Here is a 26,435-nt window from a genome sequence, read left to right as displayed (position 1 = left end):
AGGCTCGCTCCCACAGGTGGCGTGGTGGCTTCAATCAGTGCGCATGGCAATCATTGATCGCCGCACGCTCCTTGCCGCCGAGGATGTTGAACAGCAGGTTCAGCGTCAGCGCGCTGAGGGTGGCCATGGCGATGCCGCTGTGGGTGATCGGGCTCATCCACATCGGCAGGTGGGCGAAGAATTCCGGACGCACCACCGGGATCAGGCCCATACCGATGCTCACGGCGACCAGCAACTGATTGCGGCGGTCACCGATGTCCGCCTCCTGGAGGATCTTGATGCCAGTCGCGGCGACCATGCCGAACATCGCAATCGCCGCACCGCCCAGCACTGCCGGTGGAATCGATGCCACTAGAAACGCCGCTTTCGGCAACAGGCTGAGGACGATCAGCAGACCGCCGGCAACGATGGTCACCGAACGGCAGCGCACGCCGGTCATCTGCACCAGGCCGATGTTCTGCGCGAACGAGGAGTGGGTGAAGGTGTTGAAGAAACCGGCGAAGAACGACGCGCCGGCATCGCACAACAAGCCACGACGGAGCATGCGCGGGCAGACTTCCTGGCCGGTGATCTTGCCCAGCGCGAGGAACATCCCGGTGGACTCGACGAAAATGATCACCACCACCAGGCACATCGACAGAATCGGCGCCAGCTCGAATTTCGGCATGCCGAAATGCAGCGGGGTGACGAACTGAATCCACGGTGCGCTGGCCATGCCGCTGAGGTCGACCATGCCGATCGCGCCGCACAGTACGTAGCCCAGGCACATGCCGATCAGTACCGAAATATTGACCCAGAATCCGCGCATGAAGCGATGAACCAACAGAATGGTCGCCAGCACCAGCGCAGCGATGGCCAGATAAATCGGCGAACCGAATTGCGCGGCGTCGACACCGCCACCGGCCCAGTTCACGGCCACGGGGAACAGCGATAAACCGATCGAGGTGATGACGGTGCCGGTCACCAGCGGCGGGAAGAAACGCACGACCTTGGACATGAACGGCGCGATCAGCATGCCGAAGAAACCGGCAGCGATCGTTGCACCGAAGATGCCTTGCAGACCGATGCCGGGCATGCCGGCCATGGCCACCATGCTGCCGACCGCAGCGAAACTGGCGCCCATCATCACCGGCATGCGAATGCCCATCGGGCCGATGCCGAGCGACTGCACGATAGTGGCGATGCCGGCGACCAGCAGGTCGGCGTTGATCAGGAAGGCGATTTCTTCACGACTCAGGCCAGCGGCCTGTCCGATGATCAGCGGCACCGCGATGGCACCGCCGTACATCAGCAGAACATGTTGCAGACCGACCAGGATCAGTTGCAAAAGGGGCAAACGCTGAATGGCGGGTGCGTCGGGGATGCGCGCTTTGGACAGCTCGGACATGCAACACCTCGGATCTTTTTTATTCTTGTGATTAACAGCTGCCGGGTTGCTTGCAGCTGTTTCTTTGCATCAGGGGGACCGCGGAGCGGCCATTCGCGGGCAAGCCCGCTCCCACACAGGCAATGCAAAACCCTGTGGGAGCTGGCTTGCCAGCGATGCTTTTAACGATTAATTGGTTTGTGCTCCCTGGGCAATCCAGGCACCGATCAGGTCACGTTCCTGCTGGGTCATCTGGGTGATGTTGCCCAAAGGCATGATCTGCGTGGTGATGGCTTGCGCCTGAATGCGCGCGGCGTTCTGGCGGATCTGCTCGGGGGTGTCGAACATCACACCGGCCGGGGCTGCGCTGAACAACGGGCTGGTCGGCTTGGACGAGTGGCACACCGTGCAACGCTCTTGAATCACGTTGTGCACTTTGTCGAAACCGGGGCCGGCATTCGAGGCTTGCGCGGGTGCCGCCGCAGGGGCTGCGGGTGCCGCAGGTTGCGCCGCTTCGGCCGGTTTCGCGCCACCGCCCAGTGCCGTTTCCGGCAGCGGTTGGTACTCGATTTTCGCCGGTGCCTTGGCCACTTCAGGTGCAGTCGACATCGGCGTCGGGCCGGTGACGTAGGCCAGGCAGATCATGCCCACCGCTGCCACCGGCAGGGTCCAGGCAAACTTGTGGCTGTCGTGACGGGTGTTGAAGTAGTGACGCACCAATACCGCCAACACCGCGATCCCGGCGAGGATCAACCAGTTGTACTGGCTGCCGTAAGTGCTCGGGAAGTGGTTGCTGATCATGATGAACAGCACTGGCAGGGTGAAGTAGTTGTTGTGTCGCGAACGCAGCAGACCCTTGGCCGGCAGGGCCGGATCCGGCGTGCGGTTCTCGGCGATCGCCGCGACCAGTGCCCGTTGCGCCGGCATGATGATGCGGAACACGTTGCCGACCATGATGGTGCCGATGATCGCGCCGACGTGCAGGTACGCACCACGACCGCTGAACACTTTGCTGAAGCCATAGGCCGCGGCAATGATCAGCACGAACAGGATGAAGCCGAGCAGGGCGGGTTTCTTGCCCAGGGCCGAATCGCAGAGGAAGTCGTAGACGAACCAGCCGACGATCAGCGAGCCGATACCGATGGCCACGCCTTCAGGACCGCTGAGGCCGCTGCCGGGTGCCACGAGGTAGAGCACCGGATTGGAGTAGAACACCACGCACAGCAGCGCGATCCCCGACATCCAGGTGAAGTAGGCTTCCCACTTGAACCAGTGCAGGTTGTCCGGCATGGACGGTGGGGCCAGTTTGTATTTTTCCAGGTGGTAGATGCCGCCGCCGTGGATCGCCCACAGATCACCGGCCAGACCGGTTTTCGGGTTGACGCGGTTGAGGTTGTTCTCCAGCCAGACGAAGTAGAACGACGCGCCGATCCAGGCCACGCCAGTGATCATGTGAACCCAGCGCACGCTCAGGTTCAGCCATTCCAACAGATGTGCTTCCACAGTCTTTACCTCTCGCCTGTCACTCTTGTTGTCGAGTGATCAGACCTTCTCTTATTGGTGGGGGGCGAGGATCAACCGCTCATCCTCTTTGAAAAAATGCTCATCGCAGTTATTGCCTGTGCCACTGCGATCAACCACCAGGAAGTCATCCCGCTTTTCGATCGTCAGCACCGGGTGGTGCCAGACGCCGCGATGGTAATTGATGCCCTGCCTGCCGTTGGTGACGAAGGCGCGGACCAAGCCTGATACAGGTGCATCGCCAACTGGCGCGACCACGATCAGAAAGGGGTTGCCGAGCAGCGGAATGAAAGCCTGGCTGCCCAGCGGATGGCGTTCCAGCATGCAAACGGTCAGCGGCATGTCCTGCGCGTCGGCGCGGAAAATACTGATGATCGCGTTGTCCTCAGGCTGAGCGGTTTCGACCGTCGCCAGTTTGTGGAAGCGCATGGTCGAACCGTTGTTGATCATGAAGTGATCGCTGCCGTCGGTTTCGATCACGTCACCGAAAGGGGCGAAGGCTTCTTTGGTCAGCGGTTCAATCGTCAGTGTGCGCATGCTGTTCTTCTTTTCGTTGAGTGATCGTTCCCACGCTCTGCGTGGGAATGCAGCCCGTGACGCTCCGCGTCACATCCAAAGCGGACGCAGAGCGTCCAGTGATGCATTCCCACGCAGAGCGTGGGAACGATCATTGCAGTGTTATTTAGCGACCTTGCCCAATACACGCAGGCGACTCACGCCACCATCCGGGAACACGTTCAGGCGGATGTGGGTGATCGGGCCGAGTGCCTTGATCTGCTCGACGAAGGTATGTTCGGCGTGCATTTCCAGCTTCTGGCTTGGCAACAGTTCGCGCCAGAACAGCGACTGGGTTTCGATCTGGCTGTCGGTGCCGCCTTTCACGAACGCGCCCTGGATCGAGCAGGTGTCCGGGTAGTTGCCTTTGAAGTGCAGGGTGTCGACGACGATCTTCTCGATCTCGCCCGGATGACCCAGCGCGACGATTACCCAGTCATTGCCCGGTGTGCGACGACGCGCGGTTTCCCAGCCGTCGCCCATGTTGATGCCACGGCCCGGGTTGAGGATGTTGCTCATGCGGCCGAAGTGTTCGTCGGAGCATGCAAGGGCGCGGCCACCATTAAGGGCTGCTGCCAAGTCCACTTGCTCGTTGTCGCCCACAGCGGACCAGTCGCGGAACGGAATGCCGTATACGCGCAGACGGGCAACACCACCGTCCGGGTAGATGTTGAAGCGCAGGTGGCTGAACGCTTTGTCGTTGCTGATTTCGTGGTAGTGGTGGCTGTTGCCCTGCAACTCGACGGCCGAGAGCACTTCGGTCCACTGGGTGTTGTCATCCGGCTCGCCCGAGGCCAGGAAGCACGCTTCCAGCGAGGCCGACGGCGGATAGTTGCCGGTGAAGAATGAAGTGTCGATGTCCACGCCTTTGATCGAGCCCGGTACGCCCAGACGGATCACCGCGCTGTCGTAACCTTCGAAGCGCTTGCGGCGCGACTCCCAGCCGTCCATCCACTTGCCGTTGTCATCGAACACGCCCTCCTTCCATACGGCCGGGGTCGGTTGGAACAGACGATTGGCGTCTGCGAACCAGTCATCGGTGACCGAAATGATCTTGGTGCCCAGACGGGCGTCGGCCAGGTTGACGTATTTTTCGAAAGGTACGGCGTAAGCTTTCATTCTTCTTGTCTGCCTTTGATAAGTTGGCTGGGGATGCTCGCAGGGCCCTGGGCGTTTGCGCGTTCATTCACGCTCGGGCCAGGCTTGCTAAAGAGTCAGTAAACGGAACAGGGCAATCTTGTTGATCTCCGCCAGCGCGCATTTGAACTCGGCTTCCACCGAATTGTTGATGCGCGTTTCGAACGCCGCGAGGATCTGATGCCGGTTGCTGCCTTTTACCGCCATGATGAAGGGAAACTTGAACTTGGCTTTGTAGGCGTCGTTCAGCTCGGTGAAGCGCTGGAACTCTTCGGCCGTGCATTGGTGAATACCGGCGCCAGCCTGTTCATTGGTGCTGGCTTCGGTCAGTTGGCCCTGGACGGCGGCTTTGCCGGCCAGGTCCGGGTGAGCGTTGATCAGGGCCAGCTGGCTGGCATGATCGGCGCTCAACAGGATATCGCTCATGCGCTGATGCAGGGTTTCGATCTCGTCGATCGAAGCGTCCGCACCGAGGTCGTAGGCCTTTTCGGCCACCCATGGCGAATGTTCGTAGATGTCGGCGAAGGCTTTGACGAAAGCGTCGCGGCTCAGGGTCGACGGTTGCAGGGTTTGAAAGCGGCTCATTTTGCAGTCCCTTGGTACGGGTGGGTTTCTTGCCAGTGGCGTGCGATGTCGACGCGACGGCTGAACCACACCTGTTCATGACTTTTGGCGTATTCGATAAAGCGCTTGAGCGAAGCGAGGCGACCAGGACGGCCGATCAGGCGGCAGTGCAGACCGATCGAAAGCATTTTCGGCGCCTCGGCACCTTCGGCGTAAAGCACGTCGAACGCGTCTTTGAGGTATTCGAAGAAATCGTCACCCTTGTTGAAACCCTGCACTTGCGTGAAGCGCATGTCGTTGGTGTCGAGGGTGTAGGGGATCACCAGATGCGGTTTGCCGGTCGGGTTGTTCGGTTCCCAGTAGGGCAGGTCGTCGTCGTAGGTGTCGCAGTCGTAGAGGAAACCGCCTTCTTCCATGACCAGGCGACGGGTGTTCGGCCCGGTGCGGCCGGTGTACCAGCCCAGCGGACGTTCGCCGGTCAGTTCGGTGAGGATGCGGATCGCTTCGAGCATGTGCTCGCGTTCCTGCGCTTCGTCCATGTACTGGTAGTCGATCCAGCGGTAGCCGTGGCTGCAGATTTCATGGCCGGCCTCGACCATCGCACGGATCACGTCCGGGTGACGCTGGGCGGCCATGGCCACGGCGAAGATGGTCAGCGGAATATCGAATTCCTTGAACAGCTTCAAAATGCGCCAGACGCCGGCGCGGCTGCCATACTCGTAAAGCGATTCCATGCTCATGTTGCGCGCGCCTTGCAGCGGCTGAGCGGCGACCATTTCAGACAAGAAGGCTTCGGACTCCTTGTCGCCGTGCAGAATATTGCGCTCGCCACCCTCTTCGTAATTGAGTACGAAGGACAGGGCGATCCGGGCATTGCCCGGCCAGTGTGGGTGAGGAGGGTTACTGCCGTAACCGATCAGGTCGCGTGGGTAGTCAGCGCTCACTGCAGTCTTCCTTCTTGTACGTTGACAGATTGGTGTGGCGGCCTGGCAGGCTGGCGTCACAGCGATGGGCTGATTGTATACAACTTTATTTACATTTTGTAAGCCTGAATTTTCGCATTTTTCACCGGCTGTCATCTTTTGCTGCTAATGGTTCCAGCCTGCAAGAAACCTGCCTGACCAGTCAGCTACTGAATAGAAGGTTCAATGATCAGGCGCTTTGCCTGCGAATTGGTGATAAAGACCCGCATGGCGGGGGTGACGCGAAAAATGTCGTTTTTATTGTGTACAATTTTTTTGAAAAGTGTCTTAATCAGTCGCTCGCCGCAGCGTTTCGTGCTCTGAAACGGTGCGGTCTCCTTTTCAACTGACTTCGGGAGGCGCGAAGTCTGACCGCTTGTTGCGGCCAGGCGCGCAGAATCAATGGGACGTTTGACAACACACGTTTTGGACGCTGCACACGGTTGCCCGGGCAGCTCGATCAAGGTCGAGCTGTACCGCGTTGAAGGATCGCAGCTGGAATTGGTCGCCAGTGCGACAACCAACAGTGATGGCCGGGTCGATGCGCCGTTGCTGCAAGGCGACGATTATCGCACCGGGGTTTATCAGGTGCAGTTCCATGCCGGCGATTACTACCGCGCCCGTGGCGTACAACTGCCCGAGCCGGCGTTTCTCGATGTCGTCGTACTGCGTTTCGGCATTTCCGCCGAGCAGGAGCACTATCACGTGCCCCTGCTGATTTCGCCTTACAGCTATTCCACGTATCGGGGCAGCTGACCCCCAAGCAGCTGCCCCCACCGGGAAGCGACTGCGCATATAGCTTCTTTGGTCTTTCGCCCGCTCACACTGCGGGCTTTTTTATGCGTGTTTACGGCGCAACTGCCGGCGCAGTCGAGTCTCGGGTCAACGCTCGCGAATAATGAACACCGAGTCTGGCGTGGACGCAACCTTCAATACGCCTCCTATCAGCCATACCACCTTGTTCCGCGTCGCTGCATCGGTCAGTGCGGTGAAGGCGTCCTGACCGATTCTGGCGGGCAAGCTCGGTTCTGTCAGTTCGTTGCCAGGAACGTGAGTCAGGCCGGCTTGACTGATTGCTCCCAGTTTCAAAAAGAAGATTTGATCGTGACCGGCTCGTTTGAATACCAGCGTCGGCATTCTGTGTTCATAGGTCAGTGGAAACAGCTCGTAACCACAGCCGACCAGCAACGCGCCGAGCAATCGCCGCAGATTCAGATCTGATGGATAGGTCTTGTAATGATTCCAGGCGGAGGAGAAGTGCTGTGGATCAAAGGTCAGGCGTTGCAATTCGCTGTCGGTCTGGGAAGGCATCGGGATAAGCCGCTTGCCCCCCAGGTCGATGTCTGGCGCTATGGCGAGCATATTCAGCGGGTCGGCAAAATCAGGCGCTGTGGAAAACGGCAGTTGCTTCCATTGATGCAAGACGGCCTGAACGTTGATCAGGCCGGTGCCGGTAATCGTCGGGGAATGATCGGCGAGTTCGAATAACCTGCGGGCAACGGCTGTCGTTGTCGCTTGCGAAAAATCAGGGAACGCGCGAGCGACGGACGTTGTTATCGGCTCTTCGAAAAACCGTTTGCCCGGATGGACTTCACCTGGATCGCTGCCGATTCGAAACGTCGCCACCGGCTGTTGCTCGGGGGCGTTTTTCAGCATGTTCTCGAAAGCGTCGAAACCGCTCGGGAAAAACTCGGGATGACATACGAAATACACTGTGGGCGCCGTATTCGAGCCAACCGGAACGATTGGATAATGCAGCCAGCCAAGCTGTACCGATTCGGTGTGCGCAGGTTTGTTCAGATGCCCCCAGGGAAGCCAGAAATACGGCGTCTGGTCGTTGTCAGAGGACGGCTTGGCTGTCGACGCGGTTAGCGTCTCTGCGGCTTCGGCAAGTCGGGGACGCTTGCTCGGGCCAGGTGTTGCCTGGTCGGTCTGTTCGCCTGGCTGGCTGGATTGGGCTGGCGTTTGCGATGGCTTCGCCCCTGGCGGTTTTTGTCGCCAGAAAACAGTGCCGGGGATTTGCTCGAAGAAAACGTCGGGGGCATTGCTCGTCGAGGCAAACGCTTGTTGGTATTCGCCATCGTTGTTTTTGCGCACCATGACCGTGCCGTCCACCGTCGTTACGAAGGTCTGCCTGAGTCTGTTGTATCGAAGGCCCTCCGTTGCCAGCTCAGGCTTGCTCAGCGTCATGGCGTCGGCAGGCGAGATGTATGAGGGCAGGTTGGGGGTGGCGGATGCAGGCCGGTTGGATAGCCTCTCGGGCCGCCGGATCTGCCAAGTCGTCTGACCCTCGAGGCGCGTCAGGGGCAGGCCGGGCACACCGGGTGCGAAGGTCAGAGGCACATGATAATTGCCTTGCCCGTCCTGCTCGACGACGAACTGGCCTTCATTAGCGATCTGAGCGTACGTGCGCTGATCCGGTCCGGTGAACAAACCTTCGTTCTGCGCCACGGGTACCAGTTCGTGGAAACGCTCTCGCGGCCAGGCGATTGCGTTACGAGTGGCGCTGAAGTTCTCCGTTGCATCCGGCAAGGCGTGAACAGTAACTGTGGGCGGTGTGCTGGCTGCGGCAGATGTGCTTGCCGCTTGACCGACGGCCGGTGAATCGATGCCCAGAAGCAGGGCGTCAGGCATGTCCAGGCCCATACGGCTGACGAGAGGCGGTGAGCCGGAATGTCCAGCATCGGGGGCATTGGGTGGTTTTACTGCAGGGACTTTTTTGGGTGACTTGGCCATGGGGAATGCTCGGTAAAAGAGCGCGCAGACGCGTGCAAGTGCCGCGTAGACAGCAACGCTCGAAAAAATGGGTTTATTGACGAACGACCGGCGAATTACGCGGGAGGCACTTTCATCACAGAAACGGGGCCGAAAATGTTGGTTTGGTGGTTGCAGCGATTCACCACCTTTAAAGCAGACTTTTCGATGCGGGATTTGTCGGCACGCAATACCCAGCCATGCGCCGCAAAGTTGTAGCCCACGCGCGCGGTCTGGTCGTTAAGGCAGATAATGTTCCAGACTTTGACTTCGTCATTGGCCAATGCGGCAAGAGCTTGCGGGAGTGCTTTTGAGGCGTCGGGCTCTTCGAAAAAACGTGCATCGAGACCATCCAGATAGACACGGTCAAAGACCAGATCGACCGTATGCACAACTCCACCGGTGGTAATAACGCGGATCTGGTCTATCAAATCGTCGCTTTCATAGACAGGCAGATAAAAAGTGGTAGTGCCGATGGAAAGCCGGTTTTCTTCCAGTTTTATATCGACCTCGCCGAGCTGCGTTGCATCAAGTTCCCAAGTGGATGAGTAGGGAAGCCGCTCTTTGGCATTGGCGAGCGCGCCAGGAGTCGAGAGTCTGATAGTCATGTCAGGCAATACGTGGATGAGATAACTCGCACCCACTCCTTCATAGGCGTCCATGCTGGTTTGCACGGCCAGTGGTATCGGCATTGCGCAACTCCTCAAAGTGCCAAGCGAGTAACCCGCTTTCTCAGGCAGCGCATAAAAGCACTGTCGAGAACGACCCGTGAGTGGCACTTTCATCTGGGTTACCCAATGCCTCGAGACCGAGAAGTCAGTAAAGGCTGGCGGGGTGTCGGTTTCCGCTGTAAGACCAGCGTTTGCAACCACACCGTCCTTGAAAATCAACACATAACGGCCGAACGGTCGAACGGCCATGGTTCGCAGGATCTTGGTGATATTGTCGTGATCGTCTTCGCTACGCGCAGCCGAGTAATAATTCAGCTTGATGGTCTTCGCGCCGAAGTGATAGACGAGATGGCAACCGACAGTCAGTCGGTATGACTTGGGTTTGTCGGAGAAAAAATGCGCCTCGGCTTTTGTCAGCTCATCACTGGTGAAGTCCAGATATATCCGGGTTATGACATCCGGGCGTAAAACCGCGTAGAAAGTGTTGGCCTTGCCGGTTCTCGGTACGTAATAGCTCGCTTCCTTGCGATGTCGGATCCAGCATTCCGGCGCATAAATAATGATCGGTGTTACCGGTTTGCCACGTTTGACGAAAATTTCCGGTATATCGGCGGGGTGGCCATCCGGGATTGTTTCAGGCAGGTCAAGTCTGAAATGCCAATCATCACTGGTTATGAAAATCAGATTTTTGTTGCTCAGCTTTCTCGTGCCTTCGTTTTTCTTGTAAACGTCATGAATGGTCAATACGTTTTTGGGATTGTCATGAGTTTCGAACCCTGAGCGGATGACCAGGTCATTGCCCTCGATATTCCAGGACTCAATCAGGTCCTTGCGCCAATTCATGACGATATGACTGGTCTGTTCACCATCATCGATAATGGAAAAACGACCAGCCACATGCGCAATGTAATATTGATCCGCACCGGCGCCTCCCGACGCTTTTGCTTTTTCGTGGGAGAGGAATATCTGATCGTCTCCGGCGCCAGCTTCAATGATGTCGCTGCCCCGTGATTTGATGACGTTGTTTTGCGCAGTGCCGGTTACTACGCTTGCTGCGCGATGGACTGTTTCAATATTTTCGATACTGTCCAGCAAACTGTGCAGGATGGATATCTTGTTATTCTCGGCATCGACATCGCTGGTGATGATCTGCAATGTTCCGGCCAGCAAATCTATGTCATAGCCAGTTCTGTTCGTATCACGAGAGGAGTAATTGCCGCCAAGTACCAGTGTGTCATTTCCTGCGCCGCCGCTTAGCGTTGAATATTCTGCAACATGGCTGTCCTTTTCGAGGAAAGCGGCTGCGTTCTCAAACAGGAACTGGTCATTGCCTTCACCGCCCGACAGTTGTTTTTTTCCTGACTTGTAATAGAACGTGTTGGGTTTTTTTTCTACACCTTTGATCGAGTCGTTACCCTCGCTGAGAAACCACATAATGTTTTTGCCCTCTGCCGCAACTCCCAGTTCCGCGCCGGGTGTATCTTTTGTAACCCCTGCGCTTGCATCAATGATGTCATCGGTGCCTACCACTTCAGGGACATTGACCGACTCCCACGCATCCTGTTTGGTCCACCAGTTCCGTTTCCAGACCCGCGTCGGTTTCAGGCGTACATCAAACTTGCCATTGACGATGGCTTCGGTGCTCTCTTTCAAGGGGCCATCGAGTAGCGTTCTCGCGGTCTTTTTTAACTGCAATGAGTGTTGAAGTAGTGTTTTGGCCTTGATATAGCGGTTTTGAACGCTTTCGTCGACGTCCATCATGCAGAACGAAAACCATCCGCTACGCCACCGCTCGTCAACGGTTAATTCGATGTAGTCATCTATGTCGTCAACGATACGTACCGCACCGTAGACCTGCGAGCCAATGGCGAGAATCGCGCCGGCTGCAAGCCCGACGGGGCCGGCAAACGAGAAACCGGCCATCGCGGCAGTGCCGAGAATGACGGTCATGGCTGCACTGGTAATGCTCAGGCCAGCGCTGACGTAATGATCCATAGCCTCTTTGCCGGTGGCATTCTCAGCGGCGTTCATGGATCTCACGGCGGTAAAGATGTCGAAGGGCAGCGTCAGCATGCCGCCGACCAGACCGCCCGATCGACCCAGTCTGAGTGCGAAGCGTGTTCTGGCGAAGTCCCGGTAAGCATTCTGTCCGGCTGTGAGCATCTGCGTGGCTATTTTACTGACCGTGACATCGGCCGCGATGGAGGCCAGCTCCGATGCAATGCCCGCGCTGTTTATCGCTACTTCAGCACGGTTATCGGCTTTGATCGCGTCGATTACGCCACGAATCCCCATGAAAATGCCGAAACCCTGGATGCCCAGGCTGGAGCCCAGCGTCGCGTAGCTTTTGGTCAATGCCGCCCAGCGGGGATGATGTCTGGGGACGTGCACATGTTGTAGATCAAGCGACTGTGCTGCGCTCAGAAGTTTTACCAATTTGTCGCGGTAATTGCCGGCTACCTTTTCATTGGCATTGTTTTCCCCCAAGAGCTGAGGGGCGCCAAGCGGGCGCTGGCTGGCCATTTCAAACAGGAGCGTGGGTAACAAGTAGCTATCGCTGCCCGTTGAAGTTTTCAGAAAGTGTTCAACTTTATTGGCGTCGAACTGCAGGCTATTGATAAAAGAAAGTTTGGGGCGGCGAAAGAAGCTGTTCTGGCCATTCAATGGCTGACCGTCAATCGTTGCGCCTAGTCCGTCGAGTGCGGTACGGGTAATCGAAATATCGCCAATTTCCAAAGGGCCGAACACTTCGTCCACCATTTGCAATTGACTCGATTTTCCATTGGTTTGGCCATGGTCGATGGTTGAAGGTTTGTATTCGTTGGATTCATAGCCCAAATCCATAATTATGACGGTATCGGAAACAGGTTGCGTGTCCGCATGTATTGCAGGGTCGGTTTGTGCCGTTGCTTCGCGTATAAGTGTGGCCATTAGAACTTCCTTGTTCCGGCAATTGTTGTTAAGGCCAAGGATATTACGTTGGCCTTTCGAGACCTGTATATCGATGGGTTGTTGCTATCTATTGCATATCAGGGATTGGATGCTGCACTTAATTGATTCATGAACAACATGATCCTGCCCGAGATCCATTCCGGCAGGATAATCAATAGTGGCGCTTTTCAGTCAGTGGCTGCCAAGCAACGACGCCGCGCCAGCACCACCAAACAGTCCGGCACTCACCCGATTGAACCAACTCTGGCCTTTGCCGCTGCGCAAATAACGTGCGGCACCATTGGCACCCAGACCGTAAGCCAGTTTGCAGCACAGATCGAGCACTACCCAGGTCGCAATCATGATCAGTAACTGCGGCAGAAACGGTTGGTCTGCGCGGAGGAACTGTGGCAGAAACGCGGCGAAAAACAGGATGTCCTTAGGGTTGCTCGCACCCAGTACAAAAGCGCGTCCGAACAATGTGCGAAAACGCGGCACCGGTGCGGCTTCGGGTACTTCGGCGCCCATCGATGGCTGGCGCGACTGCTGCCAGCTCTGCCAGGCGAGATAAAAAAGGTACAGCGCACCGATGATTTTCAGCGCGCTGAACAACTGTTCCGAGGCCAGCAACAGAGCGCCAAGCCCCAGTGCCGAAGCGCTGAGCAGGCAGATCGAGGCGATCACGCCACCCAGGAACGCGGGGTACGACCTGCGTAAACCGTAATTCAGACTGTTGCTGATCATCAGCAATGACAGTGGCCCCGGGATCAGGATCACCACCAGTGCAGCGCCACTGAACAGCAGCCAAGTTTCCAGACTCATCGTTTTGCTCCTTTGTTGTTATCGAGATGTGCAAAAGCCCCACCGGTGAGGGTGAGGCTGGTTTGAAGCCTGAACCGCGCAGCGCTTACAGGAAGATGAACTTGGCGATGAAGATCGCGCAGAGCACCCACAGGCTGACGGAAATTTCCTTGTACTTGCCGGTGCCGGCCTTCAACGCGACGTAGGTAATAAAGCCCAGCGCGATGCCGTCGGCGACGGAGAAGGTCAGCGGCATCATGATCGCCGTGACAATCGCCGGAATGGCGTCAGTCGCCTCGTCCCATTCGATGTGGGCCATGCCGCCCATCATCAGCATCGCCACGTAAATCAGGGCACCTGCCGTGGCATAAGCGGGAATCATGCCAGCCAGCGGTGCGAAAAACATGGCCGCTATAAATAGCACACCCACGGTGACGGCGGTAAGACCAGTCCGACCACCAGCGGCTACGCCGGCGGCGCTTTCCACGTAACTTGTCACTGGGGGCACGCCAACCACGGCGCCGAATACGCTGGAGGCGCTGTCGGCCTTCATGGCTCGGGAAAGGTTCTCGATGCGACCGTCAGCGGCGACAAGGTTGGCGCGCTGGGCCACGCCCATCAGCGTGCCGGCGGTGTCGAACATGTGCACGAAGAGGAAGGCGAGCACCACGCTGATCATGCTGACGTTGAACACGCCGGCTACGTTCATTGCCATCCAGGTCGGCGCCAGGCTCGGCGGCGCGGACATGATGCCCTCGTAGTGGACCAGACCCAGGCCCCAACCGGCGAGGGTGACGGTGATGATGCTGATCAGAATCGCACCGAACACGCGGTGGTAACTGAGGATCGCGATCATGAGGAAGCAGATCGCGGCGAGCAACGGACCGGGTTCGCGCAGCGAGCCAAGTTTGATCAGGGTGGCCGGGCTGTCGACGACGATGCCCGCAGTCTTCAGCCCGATCAGGCCCAGGAACAGACCGACACCGGCGCCCATGGCAAACCGCAGGCTGACCGGGATGCTGTTGAGCAGCCACTCGCGAATCCGCGAAAAGGTCAGGAACATGAACAGCACGCCCGAGACAAACACCGCGCCGAGGGCGGTTTCCCAGTTGTAGCCCATGGTGCCGACCACGGTGTAAGTGAAGAAAGCATTGAGGCCCATGCCCGGCGCCAGGCCGACCGGCCAGTTGGCGTAGAGCCCCATCAACAGGCAGCCGAGCGCGGCGGCGATGCAGGTGGCGACGAAGGCTGCACCGTGATCGATCCCGGCATCGGCCATGATGTTCGGGTTGACGAAAATGATGTAAGCCATGGTGATGAAGGTTGTCAGACCGGCAATCAGCTCGGTCTTCACCGTGGTGCCATGCAAGCTGAGTTTGAACAGACGCTCCAGCAGGCCATTGCGTAATGGCGGCGTGAGCTCGAGCGGCGGTGCTTCGGATTTGCGGCTTTCCACAGCGAGTACTCCTCAAGAGTTTTATTGTTATTTCCAGGGCCGGACCCATGAGGGGTGGCAGCGGCCCTTTGAGGCATACGCGAATTTGTTGACCGTGTAGTCAGGAACTCGCACGCAGTGGATTATGCTTTTGTGTACAAATAAAGCAAATATTGTTTTGGTTTTTGTCGCCGATTTTTTTGCTGATAGGGATATATGGCCATCCAGGATGGCTTCGCGAGCAGGTTCGCTCCCACCTTTGTAAAGCGTTCCCCTGTGGGAGCGAGCCTGCTCGCGAAGAGGGCGGTCCTGTCACTCGAGATGCGTCTGACTGCCCCCAAGCGCCAGATTCACCGCCAACCACCCATTCACCGCCGCTTCCCCAGCCTCGGCAAACACCCGCTCAAGCAATTTCACCTGCTCACGGCGCAACGCCTGCTCGAACTTCGCGCCTTCTGCGGTCAGCTCAAGCAGGCGCTTACGCTTGTCCGTCTGTGAAGCGACGCTGTCGACCAGATGCATTTCCTGCAACTGGCGCAGGGGCATGTTCAACGCTTGTTTGCTCACGCCCAGCAGGGCCAGCAACTCTTTCACACTCAGGTTCGGATAGCGCGCGATGAAAAACACGATGCGCTGATGTACCCGCGAGAGTCCGCGGCGCTCGAGCATTTCATCCGCCTTGGCCGTGAACGCCTGATAGCCGAAGAAGAACGCTTCCATGGCCTGTTGCTGACTTGCGGGGTTTTTAAGGTCAAGCATGTTGACGTACTCGCTCAAGCTGTCGTAGTTTCAGTCAACCAGTTTGACTCATTTTTTACCTGCCTCGCTACGGTGACCACCATGGCTTTTTCCGAACGTGTCTCGCGCCTGAAAAGTTCTTTGATCCGAGAAATCCTCGCCGCGGCCCAGCGTCCAGAGGTGATGTCGTTTGCCGGCGGTCTGCCCGCTGAGGCGATGTTGCCGAAGGTGGAATGGGCCGAGATGCCGCTGTCGCTGGGGCAGTACGGCATGAGCGAAGGCGAGCCGGCCTTGCGCGAGGCGCTGGCGGCAGAGGCGAGTGCGCTGGGCCTTGAATGCGAGGCGAGTCAGGTGCTGGTGGTCAGCGGCTCGCAGCAAACCCTGGATCTGGCGGCCAAGCTGTACATCGACAAGGGCACGGAAATTCTGTTGGAGGCGCCGACTTATCTGGCCGCGCTGCAAATCTTCCAGCTGTTCGGCGCCGACTGCCTGACTGTGGCGCAGGAAGCCGACGGCCCAAATCTGGCGCAATTGCGTAATCGTTTAGAGCAGCATCGCCCGGCGTTTATCTACCTGATCCCGACTTTCCAGAATCCTTCCGCCGTGCGCTACAGCGAGGCCAAGCGCGCCGCAGTCGCGGCATTGCTCGATGAATTTGGCGTCACGCTGATTGAAGATGAGCCATACCGCGAACTGACTTTCGATGGTGGCAGCGCGAAGCCGATTGCCGCGCGTCTGAAAAAAGCCAGCTGGATCTACACCGGCACCGTCTCGAAAACCTTGCTCCCGGGTTTGCGTGTCGGTTACTTGATCGCCAGTCCGGATCTGTTCCCGCACCTGCTCAGACTCAAGCAATCGGCGGACCTGCACACCAATCGCATCGGCCAGTGGCAGGCGCTGCAATGGATCGGCTCGCAGAAGTATCAACAGCATTTGAGCGAGTTGCGGGATTTCTATCGGCAGCGTCGCGATGCGTTTCAGTTGGCGCTGGAAGAGCATTTTGCCGATCTGGCTGAGTGGAACATGCCCCAGGGCGGGCTGTTCTTCTGGCTGACGCTGAAGCAACCGCTGGATACGCGCACTTTGCTTAACGAGGCGTTGGCCAATGATGTGGCATTCATGCCCGGTGAGCCGTTCTTTCCTGAGCCGGACAAGCATCATGGGCATTTGCGCTTGAACTTCAGCCACATTGATCCGGCGCGGCTGGATGATGGGTTGAAGCGGTTGGCGGCGGTGGTGCGGCGGGCGCAGATGGAGAGGGCGGCCTGATAAGCAATAAACCGGCTGGAGGGCCGGTTTATCATTGTCTGAGTTTTGTGATGATTTGACGGGCCTCATCGCTGGCAAGCCAGCTCCCACAATTCTTGTCTACAACCTGAGATCAATGTGGGAGCTGGCTTGCCAGCGATGGCGCCATCAGCCACAGCACATCAATGTCAGACCGCCGCAAACCGCTTATCCAGATAATCGATAATCACCTTGGATTCATACATCCAGGTGGTTTGCCCGTTCTCTTCAATACGCAGGCAAGGCACTTTGATCCGGCCACCCTGTTCCAGCAGGGTCTGGCGATCCTGCTCGTTGTTCTTCGCGTCTTTGAGCGTCACCGGCACATTCAGACGATGCAGGGCGCGGCGGGTTTTCACGCAGAACGGGCAGGCGTGAAACTGATACAGCGTCAGATCTTTCGCGGCAGCGTCGACTTGCGCCTGAGCAGTAGCGGGGCGCTTTTTCTTGCTCGGGCGGGTAATGAAGTCGATGAAAATAACCAGTTGGCCGAGGCCGACACGAAGCGCTTTGACGAACACGTTGAAAGCCTCACGGTGCAAATGAAGAAAGGCGCGCAGCTTACCCGATTTTTCACAGGCGAAAAAAAACCGGCGATCAACGCCGGTTCTTTTCTGTTGCGAATTACTTGATGAGGCTGAGGAATTCGCTACGGGTTGCCGCGTTTTCACGGAATTCACCGAGCATCACCGAAGTGATCATCGACGAATTCTGCTTTTCGACGCCGCGCATCATCATGCACATGTGCTTGGCTTCGATCACCACGGCCACGCCCAGCGCACCGGTGACTTGCATTACCGCATCGGCGATCTGGCGGCTGAGGTTTTCCTGAATCTGCAGGCGGCGCGCGTACATATCGACGATCCGCGCAACCTTCGACAGGCCCAGCACTTTGCCGCTCGGGATATAGGCGACATGCGCCTTGCCGATGAACGGCAGCAGGTGGTGTTCGCACAACGAATACAGCTCGATGTCCTTGACCAGCACCATTTCGCTGTTGTCGGAGCTGAACAGGGCACCGTTGGTGACCTCTTCGAGCGTCTGTGCATAACCGCGGCAGAGGTACTGCATGGCTTTGGCGGCACGCTTTGGCGTGTCGAGCAGGCCCTCGCGGGACACGTCCTCGCCCAATTGGCCGAGAATCGCGGTGTAATTCTGTTCCAGGGACATGAAACTACCTGTGGGGATTTTCGCAAAGGGCAAGGGTACGGTGGCGGACACAACCCTGCAAGTTCGGTGTGACGGCTTTATTCGTCGCGGCCTTCCATCATCGTCCGTTTCAGCATCACATAAACCGCGCCGGCACCGCCGTGTTTGGCCTGGCAGGAGCAGAAACCGAGCACTTGCGCATGCTGGCGCAGCCAGGTATTGACGTGGCTTTTGATCATCGGCCGCTTGCCATCCAGGCGCACAGCCTTGCCATGAGTCACGCGTACGCAGCGGATTTCGAACTTGGTTGCTTCTGCGAGAAAGGCCCAAAGCGTCTCCCGGGCCTTTTCCACGGTCATGCCGTGCAGGTCGAGACTGCCTTCGAACGGGATCTGCCCGACCTTGAGCTTGCGCATCTGGCTTTCCTGCACGCCGTCGCGAGACCACATCAGCTCGTCTTCCGGGCCGACGTCGATCACGAACTGGTCGGAGAGGCCGTCAATGATGGTGGTGTCGCTGCGCACGGTGGCGGACTGACGCAGCTTGGCGATCTGCGCGCGGTCAGCCTTGGGTTTGCCGGTGTCGGCGCGGTCGTGCTTGATCGGCTTGACGCCCTGGATGGCACTTTTGAACAGAGAAAAATCGTCGTCTTGCATGTCAGCCTCCGCGAAGGGCGGCCAGTTTACCCAAGTCGACAGAAAACGGCCCGGCAAAAAGCCAGGCCGTTGGGTCAGTCGTGTTTTTTCATCAGATGCGGGGACATGTTCAGTTCCCGCGATTGCCGTGCGCGACGGCGGCAGCGGCGCCACAGGGCAACGCCGAAATACAGAAACAGCAAGCCCACGGCGAGCATGATTGCCGAACCCAGCGGCGACGCGTTCAGGTCACCCAGCGCCGGCGGACGGCCGAGCAGGCTGGCGGCGCCGGCCATCGCCAGCAGCACGCCGAACGTCGCCAGAATGGCCGAGATCGCCGCGCCAAATCGAAAACGCCAGTTGCTTTGGCCTTTGGGCCGCAAACGGCGTGCGTCAAATCCATCGGATAACTTCATTCCGACCTTCCTCAATGGTATCGGCCCTTCGACCGGGAGTTGACCGGGTTGTTCCTGAGGCTATGGCATTTGCGGCAAATCAGCGGATATAGCGGATGAGCGGCGCCAATGCACCGCTCACAAGGGCAGGATCAGATCAGGTCCTGAGTCTTGGCCAGCGTGGCGAAGTTGTCAGCCATGATCGCCATTTCCGCTTCCTGCACGCGTTCGGCGCTGAGCACGCCGCCCTTGAACGGCAGATCGCGGGTCGCGCAGGCGTCTTCGACCAGCGTGCAGCGGAAACCGAGATTCTTCGCCGCGCGCACGGTGGTGCTGACGCTGGAGTGACTCATGAAACCGCAGACGATCAGGTCCAGAGAGCCGAGGTTTTGCAGGCGCTCGAGCAGTTCGGTGCCATGGAATGCGCTCGGCAGCAGTTTGCCGATAATGGTTTCATCGCCTTGCGGTTCGAGACCGGGGATGAATTCGCCACGTTCGCCCTGCGGGTCGAACAGGCCACCAACGGTGCCGAGATGACGCACGTGCACGATCGGCCGACCGGCGGCACGGGCTGCGGCAACCACTTGTTTGATGTTCGCGACGGCCGCGTCCATGCCGCTCAGGGCCAGCGGGCCACTGAGGTATTCCTTCTGGGCATCGATGATGACCACGGTGGCATGGCTCAGGGTGGCCGCTGCGTAACCGCGACCGCTGAGTTGAAACATCGTTTTTGGAACGGACATTCTGGGGCTCCTCGGGGTGGGGCTTTTGCGACATTGTCCTCTGGCTGAGCGGTTCTGTGAATCGCTACCATCGTAGGCGCCGTCGTTCTTGGCCTGCAGCCTTGTCAAGTTACACGTTCCGTTCAATGCCTGATGCAAAAAAAAGAAATCTCCTACCGTTGCAGCGCGGTTTTTCCTGCGTCGTCGTCGGGCGTTTTGGCTGTTAGAATCGCCAGTCGTTTTTTCTGGAGTTCTACGCCGTGATCACTTCCCGACTTCGTACCCTGCGCGACCACATCCGTTGGGCCGTCAGCCGCTTCCATGGGGAGGATCTGTTTTTCGGTCATGGCACCGACAACGCCTGGGACGAGGCGCGCCAGTTGGTGCTGGGCGCTTTGCACCTGCCTTGGGAAATCGCCGACAGCTATCTTGATTGCGCGCTGGAAGATGACGAACTGGTCAATCTGCAGCGCTTGCTCAAGCGCCGCATCGAAGATCGCGTTCCCACCGCCTATCTGCTCGGCGAGGCGTGGTTCTGCGGCATGTCGTTCATCGTCGACCCGCGCGTGCTGATCCCGCGTTCGCCGATTGGTGAACTGATCGAAAACCGCTTTGCGCCGTGGATCGGCAACGAACCGGCGCGGATTCTCGACCTGTGCACGGGTTCCGGCTGCATCGGCATTGCCTGCGCTTACGAATTCCAGAATGCCGAAGTGGTGCTCGCGGACCTGTCGTTCGAGGCGCTGGAAGTGGCCAACCAGAACATCGAGCGCCATGGCGTCGATGAGCGCGTCTACACCGTGCAGGGTGATGGCTTCGATGGTTTGCCGGGTCAGCGTTTCGACCTGATCGTGTCGAACCCGCCCTACGTCGACGCGGAAGATTTCGCCGACATGCCGGACGAATATCAGCACGAGCCGGAACTGGGCCTGGCCTGCGGTGATGATGGTCTGAATCTGGTCCGGCGCATGCTCGCCGAAGCGGCGGATCACCTGACCGAGAAAGGTTTGTTGATTGTCGAGGTCGGCAACAGCCAGGTGCACGTCGAGGCGTTGTACCCGGAAGTCGATTTCGCCTGGCTGGAGTTCCAGCGCGGCGGGCATGGCGTGTTCATGCTGACAGCCGAGCAGTGCCGCGCGCATCAGGCCCTGTTCGCGTCCCGCGTCTAAGGTTGTGACAGATCGTTCCCACGCTCCGCGTGGGAATGCATCAATGGACGCTCTGCGTCCGCTTTTGGGACGCGGAGCGTCCCGGGCTGCATTCCCACGCAGAGCATGAACGATCAGTACGCGCTCAAGCCCTCAGCGGTGCGTAGCAATCCAGATCAACAACCCCGCCTGAAACACCGCAAACGCCACCAGACACGTAATGGTGAAGCGCAACCCGGCGTCTTCACGCTTGAACTTGCTGACTTTCTCTTCCTGCTTCTTCAGTTTCACTTCCTGCTCGGCGAGATTCTGTTCGGCCTGCTGCAGCATCTGCGCGGCTTCAAGAATTTCGACGATCTGCAGTTTTTCACTGTTCCAGTCACCGAGCAGATCACCGACCTGCACAGCCTTGATGCTGCCTTTCAAATGCTGGGCGTCGGCGTAAGCCACATCGAAACCGTGCACGCGCAGGAAATGGTCGCGACGCAAGCGAGTGTCTTCGTTGAGCGCATCCTTGTTGTTCAGATCCATGCCGTCGAAGGAGTAGCCGGGCCAGCGTTTTTTCGCCCAATTGATGCCTTGCGCGGCCATGAAACGGCCGATGCCGCGATTCAGCGGTTCGATCTGCAAGCCGCTATCGGGACCGAAGCTCACGCGTTTGCTCGCGTGGTCGACCCACACATCAAGATGATTTTGTTCTTTGCGCACACGCTGGTTGGGCAGCTTGATCGCCATGCGCATCAGGCTGCGCTCTTTGCTATTGCGCTCGGCATAACCGAATTCGACAAAGCGCAACGGCCGGCCGCCGGTGTTGCGGTCGGTCTGCAGCGGCGCCAGGCGGAGCATCTTGTGGTGCTCGGCCTGGACATCCGCCCACGGCAGTTCGACCGCTGGCGGTGCGTCTTTTTCAGCGCTGGTGTCGGGTGAAGTCTGGGTTTCAGTCATAACGGCGAGATCCTGTCCAAGCCCTGCTTGCCGCCAGACGTTGCGCTGGCGACAAAGGCTTATCGGCCGTTTTCTGTGAGGCTGGAGGGTAAAACGCAGTTAACTTGCACGAATTCCGTCAATAAATTCGATGACGGCGGCGCCCAGTTCGGCGGCCAGGGGCAAATTCGGGTCCTTGTAGGAGGCCAATTGCCGCTTCATGTCGTTGTGGACGATGCGCAGCACATGATTCATGCCTTCGATCACCGTCAGTTGCGCGTCCGGTTTCGCCGCCTTGAGCAGCTTCGCGTCCTCGGTGCCGACCTGAATATCGTTGCTGCCCTGGACGATCAGTGCCGGCATTTTCAGTTGGGCAAAGGCTTGCGCCGGATCCTGACGGAACAGCGAAATCAGGTATGGCTGCACGCTCGGGCGAAAGATCACCTGCAACGGTTGCGGCACGTTGTCATCGGTGTGGCCGGCCTTGAGGCTGTCGAGCAGTTCGTTGCTGCGCAGCATCAGTGGCGGCGGCAGGCTGCGCGCCAACTGTTCGCGGATCACTTCATCGACCGGCCGCGCGCTGCCGGACAGCGAGATCACCGCCGCTGCGTCCAGCTTCGGCGCAGCGAGGCTGGCAATCAGCGCGCCTTCGCTGTGGCCGAGCAGGATCAGTTTGCCGAAACGCGGATCGGCCTTGAGCTTCTGCCCCCAGGCCACGGCATCCGCCGCATAGCCCTCTACTGACAGCTCACGTTCATCGGGAGCGGCCGCCAGACTCGCCGCGACGCCGCGCTTGTCGTAGCGCACGCTGGCGATGTTGTGTTTGGCCAGCACCCAGGCCAAGCGCTTGAGGCTGTCATTGCGCCCGCCGTCGGGGTTGTTTCCGTCGCGATCTGTAGGACCCGAGCCAGAAATCATCAGAACAATCGGCACCGGGCTGTCGGACTTGGGCAGCAACAGCGAACCGAAAAGTTCGCCACTGCCGGTGTCCAGAGTGACCGGGCGCTGTAGGACTGTCGCTTGGGCAAAGCCGGTAAAGAGGGTAAGACTCAAGATCAGAACTCGCAGCATCATCACGCCATCATTGGTCAAGGTGCCGGTTGGACTCGCCAGCACCACTAAGGTTCGAGGATGAACTACTCGGTTAGCCTGCGTATACTGGCGCGCATCAAGAATTCGGGTTTGATTTCACGGAGCGTCCTGCATGTCCGGCAATACCTACGGCAAGTTGTTCACTGTCACCACCGCTGGCGAAAGCCATGGTCCGGCGTTGGTCGCCATTGTCGACGGCTGCCCGCCGGGCCTGGAGATTTCCCTGGAAGATCTGCAGCGCGACCTCGATCGCCGCAAGCCTGGCACCAGCCGCCACACCACTCAGCGCCAGGAAGCCGATGAAGTCGAAATCCTCTCCGGCGTGTTCGAGGGTCGCACCACCGGTTGCTCGATCGGCCTGCTGATTCGCAATACCGACCAGAAGTCCAAGGACTACTCGGCGATCAAGGATCTGTTCCGCCCGGCCCACGCCGACTACACCTATCACCACAAATACGGCGAGCGCGATTATCGCGGCGGTGGCCGCAGTTCGGCGCGGGAAACCGCCATGCGCGTAGCGGCCGGTGCGATCGCCAAGAAGTATCTGGCCAGTCAGGGCATCGTCATCCGCGGCTACATGAGCCAGCTCGGCCCGATCGAAATACCGTTCAAGACCTGGGATTGTGTCGAAGAAAACGCTTTCTTCAGCCCTGACCCGGACAAGGTGCCGGAGCTGGAAGCCTACATGGACCAGTTGCGCCGCGATCAGGACTCGGTCGGAGCGAAGATCACCGTGGTCGCCGAAGGGGTCATGCCGGGCCTTGGCGAGCCGATCTTCGATCGCCTCGACGCCGAACTGGCCCACGCGCTGATGAGCATCAACGCAGTCAAAGGCGTGGAGATCGGCGCCGGTTTCGCCTGCGTCGCCCAGCGCGGAACCGAACACCGCGATGAACTGACGCCGGAGGGTTTCCTCAGCAACAACGCCGGCGGCATCCTCGGTGGCATCTCGTCCGGCCAGCCAATCGTTGCGCATCTGGCATTGAAACCGACCTCGAGCATCACCACCCCGGGGCGCTCGATCGACGTGAATGGCAACCCGGTCGACGTGATCACCAAGGGTCGTCACGACCCCTGCGTCGGCATCCGCGCGACGCCGATCGCCGAAGCGATGATGGCCATCGTGCTGATGGATCATCTGCTGCGCCACCGTGGGCAGAACGCCGATGTGCGCGTGAGCACGCCGGTGCTGGGCCAGCTCTGATGGCTGCGCTCAAAGCCGTCGCGGCATAACCGGCGTGGCGGCGCTTCCTTACTGGCGGCTGTCCAGTTTTTATCTGTTCTATTTCGCCTTGCTCGGTTCGACAGCGCCGTTTCTGGCGCTGTACTTCGATCACCTCGGCTTCAGCGCCGCACGCATCGGCGAGCTGGTGGCGATTCCGATGCTGATGCGCTGCGTGGCGCCGAACATCTGGGGCTGGCTCGGCGATTACACCGGCAGGCGTCTGGCCATCGTGCGCTTTGGTGCGGTGTGCACGTTGCTGACCTTTTCGCTGATCTTCGTCAGTCAGACCTACGCCTGGCTGGCGATGGTCATGGCCCTGCATGCATTCTTCTGGCACGCGGTGCTGCCGCAGTTCGAAGTCATCACCCTCGCGCATCTGCAGGGGCAAACATCGCGCTACAGCCAGATTCGCCTGTGGGGCTCGATCGGTTTCATCATCACCGTGGTGGTGCTGGGGCGGCTGTTCGAATGGCTCAGTCTGGACATTTATCCGGCGGCGCTGGTGCTGATCATGGCCGGTATCGTCCTGAGTAGCCTGTGGGTGCCGAATGCACAGCCGGCGCAAGGCAATCGGCCGGCGGGCGAGGGCTTTCTCAAGCAATTGCGCCATCCCGGCGTACTGGCGTTTTATGCTTGCGTCGCGCTGATGCAGGTGAGCCACGGGCCGTATTACACCTTTCTGACTCTGCACCTTGAACGCCTCGGTTACAGCCGTGGCGTCATCGGCATGCTCTGGGCCGTGGGGGTGGTGGCGGAAGTGCTGATGTTCATGGCCATGAGTCGCATTCTGGCGCGCTTTTCCCTGCGTCGGGTGCTGCTGGCGAGTTTCCTGCTGGCGGCGTTGCGCTGGGTGCTGCTTGGGTCGTTCGCTGAATTTCTCTGGGTGCTGTTGTTCGCCCAAGTGCTGCACGCAGCGACTTTCGGCAGCTTTCATGCGGCTGCCATCGCTTTCGTGCAACGTAGTTTCGGCGCCCGCCAGCAGGGTCAGGGCCAGGCGCTGTATGCGGCACTGGCCGGCACCGGCGGGGCGCTCGGTGCGCTGTATTCCGGTTACAGCTGGAACGCCCTTGGCGCGACATTGACCTTTAGTATTGCCAGTCTCGCAGCGCTTGCCGCTGCCGTTATCATTGCCACATGTATGCAAGAGGACAGGCCATGAGCCTTAGCCGTGAACAGCTCGCCCAGCAGATCGTTGACGCCGGGCGTTTTCTATATGGCCGTGGCTGGTCGCCAGCCACCAGCAGCAACTATTCGACACGCCTGTCGCCGAGCGAAGCGCTGTTGACCGTATCGGGCAAGCACAAGGGCCAGTTGGGTGTGGATGACGTGCTCGCTACCGATCTGTCCGGCAATAGCCTGGAGCCGGGCAAGAAACCCTCCGCCGAAACCTTGCTGCACACCCAGCTCTACCGCTGGCGCGCGGAAATCGGCGCGGTGTTGCACACCCATTCGGTGAATGCCACGGTGCTGTCGCGTCTGACTCCGGAAGATTTCATCGAGTTCGAAGACTACGAATTGCAGAAAGCCTTCAGCGGCATTTCCACCCATGAATCACGGGTGCGTGTGCCGATTTTCGACAACGATCAGGACATTGCGCGACTCGCCGCCAAGGTGCAGCCTTGGCTCGACGCCCATCCTGATTGCGTCGGTTATCTGATTCGCGGCCATGGTCTCTACACCTGGGGCGCGCAGATGAGCGACGCGCTGCGGCAGATCGAGGCCTTTGAATTCCTGTTTGAATGCGAGTTGAAAACCCGCAGCGTCATGAACCGCCAAGGCTGAGTTCACCAGAAACAGCCCGTTTGCCTGATGCCACGCGGCGCCCGACCGGTCTGCAAGAGCCGGACGGCGCCGCCGCTACCGAGGAATTGCCCATGAGCAGCCTGTCCGTTTATCACGTTTCCAGCCCTGAGATTCCCCACAAGGTGCTGACCCATTTCGAAGACATCGCCTCGACGCTGGCCGAGCAGGGCGTGCGTTTCGACCGCTGGCAGGCCGCCGCGAAGATCCAGCCCGGCGCCAGTCAGGAAGAAGTCATCAGTGCTTATAAAGAGCAGATCGACAAACTGATGACCGAGCGCGGCTACATCACCGTCGATGTGATCAGCCTCAACAGCGATCACCCGCAAAAAGCCGAGCTGCGCGCCAAGTTCCTCGAAGAGCACCGCCATGGCGAAGACGAAGTGCGATTTTTCGTTGCCGGTCGTGGCTTGTTTACCCTGCACATCGACGATTACGTCTATGCCGTTCTCTGTGAGAAGAACGACCTGATCTCGGTTCCGGCCGGCACCAAGCACTGGTTCGACATGGGCGAACATCCGCACTTTGTGGCGATCCGTCTGTTCAACAACCCGGAAGGCTGGGTTGCCAATTTCACCGGCGAAGACATCGCCGGTCGCTTCCCGCGTCTGGAGGACTGAAAC

25 protein-coding genes are annotated in these 26,435 nt (G+C 58.9%); 7 read left to right on the top strand and 18 right to left on the bottom strand.

The window, feature by feature from the left end; genetic code table 11:
- Positions 1-34: 34 nt before the first annotated feature.
- The 6 genes from D8U60_RS26910 to puuE all read right to left on the bottom strand — a co-directional run bounded on the left by D8U60_RS26910 (position 35) and on the right by puuE (position 6,087).
- Positions 35-1,387, bottom strand: a complete 1,353-nt coding sequence (locus D8U60_RS26910) for a nucleobase:cation symporter-2 family protein (RefSeq protein WP_095180786.1) — start codon at positions 1,385-1,387, stop codon at positions 35-37.
- A 168-nt stretch (positions 1,388-1,555) separates the two neighbouring features.
- Positions 1,556-2,869 (bottom strand): urate hydroxylase PuuD, encoded by a 1,314-nt coding sequence (locus D8U60_RS26905; RefSeq protein WP_016773757.1) that lies wholly within the window; start codon positions 2,867-2,869, stop codon positions 1,556-1,558.
- A 51-nt stretch (positions 2,870-2,920) separates the two neighbouring features.
- A complete protein-coding gene (locus D8U60_RS26900; protein ID WP_093103207.1) occupies positions 2,921-3,424 on the bottom strand; it encodes an ureidoglycolate lyase in 504 nt (167 codons plus the stop codon).
- Positions 3,425-3,565: 141 nt separating this feature from the next.
- On the bottom strand, positions 3,566-4,561 hold the full coding sequence (gene alc, locus D8U60_RS26895) for an allantoicase (protein WP_130901355.1): 996 nt from the start codon (positions 4,559-4,561) through the stop codon (positions 3,566-3,568).
- A gap of 87 nt (positions 4,562-4,648) precedes the next feature.
- Entirely contained in the window at positions 4,649-5,164 is a 516-nt protein-coding gene (gene uraD / locus D8U60_RS26890) for a 2-oxo-4-hydroxy-4-carboxy-5-ureidoimidazoline decarboxylase (RefSeq protein ID WP_016773760.1), read from the bottom strand.
- Entirely contained in the window at positions 5,161-6,087 is a 927-nt protein-coding gene (gene puuE / locus D8U60_RS26885; protein ID WP_024012213.1) for an allantoinase PuuE, read from the bottom strand. The genes uraD and puuE overlap by 4 nt, the downstream gene beginning before the upstream one ends.
- A gap of 420 nt (positions 6,088-6,507) precedes the next feature.
- Between puuE and uraH the strand changes: the two genes are divergently transcribed.
- Positions 6,508-6,861, top strand: a complete 354-nt coding sequence (gene uraH / locus D8U60_RS26875; protein WP_024012214.1) for a hydroxyisourate hydrolase — start codon at positions 6,508-6,510, stop codon at positions 6,859-6,861.
- 126 nt (positions 6,862-6,987) lie between these two features.
- Here uraH and D8U60_RS26870 read toward each other — a convergent pair whose 3' ends face one another.
- From D8U60_RS26870 to D8U60_RS26850, 5 genes are all read right to left on the bottom strand, one after another.
- Positions 6,988-8,841, bottom strand: a complete 1,854-nt coding sequence (locus D8U60_RS26870) for a hypothetical protein (RefSeq protein WP_130901354.1) — start codon at positions 8,839-8,841, stop codon at positions 6,988-6,990.
- A 95-nt stretch (positions 8,842-8,936) separates the two neighbouring features.
- Entirely contained in the window at positions 8,937-12,461 is a 3,525-nt protein-coding gene (locus D8U60_RS26865) for a calcium-binding protein (protein ID WP_130901353.1), read from the bottom strand.
- 192 nt (positions 12,462-12,653) lie between these two features.
- Positions 12,654-13,283 (bottom strand): LysE family translocator, encoded by a 630-nt coding sequence (locus D8U60_RS26860; RefSeq protein WP_130901352.1) that lies wholly within the window; start codon positions 13,281-13,283, stop codon positions 12,654-12,656.
- A gap of 85 nt (positions 13,284-13,368) precedes the next feature.
- Entirely contained in the window at positions 13,369-14,718 is a 1,350-nt protein-coding gene (locus D8U60_RS26855) for an NCS2 family permease (RefSeq protein ID WP_024012217.1), read from the bottom strand.
- A 291-nt stretch (positions 14,719-15,009) separates the two neighbouring features.
- Positions 15,010-15,456, bottom strand: a complete 447-nt coding sequence (locus D8U60_RS26850; protein WP_071171571.1) for a MarR family transcriptional regulator — start codon at positions 15,454-15,456, stop codon at positions 15,010-15,012.
- Positions 15,457-15,537: 81 nt separating this feature from the next.
- On the opposite strand from D8U60_RS26850, the gene D8U60_RS26845 reads away from it, so the two are divergent.
- On the top strand, positions 15,538-16,704 hold the full coding sequence (locus D8U60_RS26845; RefSeq protein ID WP_130901351.1) for a PLP-dependent aminotransferase family protein: 1,167 nt from the start codon (positions 15,538-15,540) through the stop codon (positions 16,702-16,704).
- A gap of 167 nt (positions 16,705-16,871) precedes the next feature.
- On the opposite strand, the gene D8U60_RS26840 is transcribed toward D8U60_RS26845, so the two are convergent.
- The 5 genes from D8U60_RS26840 to D8U60_RS26820 form a co-directional block, all read right to left on the bottom strand.
- Positions 16,872-17,243 (bottom strand): glutathione S-transferase N-terminal domain-containing protein, encoded by a 372-nt coding sequence (locus D8U60_RS26840; RefSeq protein WP_122699020.1) that lies wholly within the window; start codon positions 17,241-17,243, stop codon positions 16,872-16,874.
- 103 nt (positions 17,244-17,346) lie between these two features.
- Entirely contained in the window at positions 17,347-17,892 is a 546-nt protein-coding gene (folE, locus tag D8U60_RS26835) for a GTP cyclohydrolase I FolE (RefSeq protein WP_016773769.1), read from the bottom strand.
- 77 nt (positions 17,893-17,969) lie between these two features.
- Positions 17,970-18,527, bottom strand: coding sequence for a Smr/MutS family protein (locus tag D8U60_RS26830; protein WP_130901350.1), 558 nt, complete (start codon positions 18,525-18,527; stop codon positions 17,970-17,972).
- Positions 18,528-18,601: 74 nt separating this feature from the next.
- Entirely contained in the window at positions 18,602-18,922 is a 321-nt protein-coding gene (locus D8U60_RS26825) for a hypothetical protein (protein WP_016773771.1), read from the bottom strand.
- Between the two features lie 131 nt (positions 18,923-19,053).
- Positions 19,054-19,644 (bottom strand): cysteine hydrolase family protein, encoded by a 591-nt coding sequence (locus D8U60_RS26820; RefSeq protein WP_016773772.1) that lies wholly within the window; start codon positions 19,642-19,644, stop codon positions 19,054-19,056.
- A gap of 239 nt (positions 19,645-19,883) precedes the next feature.
- Here D8U60_RS26820 and prmB point away from each other — a divergent pair, with 239 nt between their 5' ends.
- Entirely contained in the window at positions 19,884-20,792 is a 909-nt protein-coding gene (prmB, locus tag D8U60_RS26815; RefSeq protein ID WP_016773773.1) for a 50S ribosomal protein L3 N(5)-glutamine methyltransferase, read from the top strand.
- A 132-nt stretch (positions 20,793-20,924) separates the two neighbouring features.
- Here the strand turns inward: prmB and D8U60_RS26810 are convergent, their stop codons facing one another.
- Positions 20,925-21,716 (bottom strand): hypothetical protein, encoded by a 792-nt coding sequence (locus tag D8U60_RS26810; RefSeq protein ID WP_122699019.1) that lies wholly within the window; start codon positions 21,714-21,716, stop codon positions 20,925-20,927.
- Between the two features lie 99 nt (positions 21,717-21,815).
- Entirely contained in the window at positions 21,816-22,769 is a 954-nt protein-coding gene (locus D8U60_RS26805) for an alpha/beta fold hydrolase (protein ID WP_122602888.1), read from the bottom strand.
- Between the two features lie 130 nt (positions 22,770-22,899).
- Between D8U60_RS26805 and aroC the strand changes: the two genes are divergently transcribed.
- The 4 genes from aroC (at position 22,900) to D8U60_RS26785 (ending at position 26,432) form a co-directional block, all read left to right on the top strand.
- Positions 22,900-23,991 carry a chorismate synthase gene (aroC, locus tag D8U60_RS26800; protein ID WP_122747074.1) on the top strand — a complete coding sequence of 364 codons (1,092 nt, stop codon included), beginning with the start codon at positions 22,900-22,902 and terminating at the stop codon, positions 23,989-23,991.
- 34 nt (positions 23,992-24,025) lie between these two features.
- On the top strand, positions 24,026-25,171 hold the full coding sequence (locus D8U60_RS26795; protein ID WP_073472596.1) for an MFS transporter: 1,146 nt from the start codon (positions 24,026-24,028) through the stop codon (positions 25,169-25,171).
- A complete protein-coding gene (locus D8U60_RS26790) occupies positions 25,168-25,794 on the top strand; it encodes a methylthioribulose 1-phosphate dehydratase (protein ID WP_095180814.1) in 627 nt (208 codons plus the stop codon). The genes D8U60_RS26795 and D8U60_RS26790 overlap by 4 nt, the downstream gene beginning before the upstream one ends.
- A 92-nt stretch (positions 25,795-25,886) precedes the next feature.
- Positions 25,887-26,432, top strand: a complete 546-nt coding sequence (locus D8U60_RS26785; RefSeq protein WP_122612018.1) for an acireductone dioxygenase — start codon at positions 25,887-25,889, stop codon at positions 26,430-26,432.
- Positions 26,433-26,435 lie beyond the last annotated feature (3 nt).

This window comes from Pseudomonas sp. Sample_11 (genome assembly GCF_004307505.1).
GTDB classification, from domain to species: domain Bacteria; phylum Pseudomonadota; class Gammaproteobacteria; order Pseudomonadales; family Pseudomonadaceae; genus Aquipseudomonas; species Aquipseudomonas atacamensis.
Note: the sequence above shows the minus strand (reverse complement) of the source record. Positions and strands in the feature narration are given on the sequence as shown.